This is a genomic window from Arthrobacter sp. 05T47 (genome assembly GCF_056395825.1).
Window position 1 is genome coordinate 1 of record NZ_JBFTKG010000152.1, and the last position, 1329, is coordinate 1329.

Genomic DNA, 1329 nt, shown 5'->3' on the forward strand with positions numbered 1-1329 from the left:
GGTGGAAGACCGGCCCCGAACGCGAAGAATCCGACCGCTGGCGCAAGGTCCTGTTCAACGCTGCAGAAATCCTCGGCGTCAAGACCATCAAGATCGGCGCCGAACTCGCACTTGAAGGTGAGCCGGCGCCTGTGGATGAAACCGCATTCCACCAGGAATTCGACCGGCTCGCCACCCAGGCCGGGGAAGTGGGCACGCGCGTCGCTCTGGAACCGATGCCCATGAACAACCTCAAGACCATCGAAATCGGCGCGAAGTTCATCAGCGAGGTCAACAACCCCCATGGCGGGCTCACCGTTGACACGTGGCACACCAGCCGCGGCGGCACCCGCTACGAAGACCTGGCCGCCATCCTGCCGATGGACAAAGTCTTCATCGTCGAGATCGATGATGCCCGCAAAGACGTCGTCGGTTCGCTGTGGGAAGACACCATCAATGAGCGGCTTTACCCCGGTGAGGGTGACCTCGACACGGCTGCTTTTGTCAAAGCCATTCATGAAGCCGGATGGCGCGGACACTGGGGCGTGGAAATCCTCGCGGAATCACACCGCATCCTGCCCTTGGACCAGGCCCTGGCCCGCGCCCATGACACGGCGGCGGCAACACTCGAGGCAGCATCCCAGCTGATCGCCGCAGAACAGTCGGAAAAGGTCTGAAGCGGCTGACCTTCCGTTAGCCCTGGCCCACGCGCTGCCCGAAAGAGGCAGCGCGTGGGCCAGACACGACAAGCACTCTAACAAACGGGACACTATGAGCGCACCAGCCCCCGAGGCACGATCGGACGCTGCCATACAGCTTGGCACGCGGCTCCGGGACGCCCGGCAAAGTACCAGGCTGTCCCTGCGCGAACTTGCGCGGCGCGTGGACGTCTCCGCCAGCCTCGTTTCGCAAATCGAGCTTGGCCGCACTTTACCGTCTGTCGGAACCCTTTACGCTCTCGTATCAGAATTAGGCCTGTCACTCGACACCCTGATGCAGGACGGGGCCCTGTTGACTTTTCCGCCTCCAGGTATCAATCTCCGGGTTGTTGACACCGCAGCCGCAACCGGGGACGCGGGGACCAGGTCCGCGGAGGACCAGAACCTGGTCGCCCCTGCGATGGCCTCCACAGCGGCCGCCCCACTTCCGGGGCTACTTGAAGCGAAGGACCGTCCAAAACTCCGCGTCGACGGTGTCCTCTGGGAGCGGCTGACCGCCGAGAACGACCCCAGTGTGGAACTGCTCCGCGTTACCTACCGAAGCGGCACAGAATCCTGCCCGCCCGACAACCTCATGCGGCACGGCGGGCACGAGTACTTCCACATCCTTGAAGGAAGACTCCAGGTGGAG

General features: G+C 63.3%; 2 protein-coding genes and 1 pseudogene. All 3 read left to right on the forward strand.

Going from position 1 to position 1329, the window contains the following annotated elements:
- The coding region (locus AC1DEY_RS23465) for a sugar phosphate isomerase/epimerase family protein (protein ID WP_476870096.1) at positions 1-656 on the forward strand (656 nt) is incomplete at its 5' end.
- A 94-nt stretch (positions 657-750) separates the two neighbouring features.
- Positions 751-966: pseudogene (locus tag AC1DEY_RS23470) on the forward strand (helix-turn-helix domain-containing protein); the annotation flags it as partial.
- Between the two features lie 24 nt (positions 967-990).
- Positions 991-1329 (forward strand): cupin domain-containing protein (locus tag AC1DEY_RS23475; protein WP_476870097.1); only part of this gene is annotated, 339 nt, incomplete at its 3' end.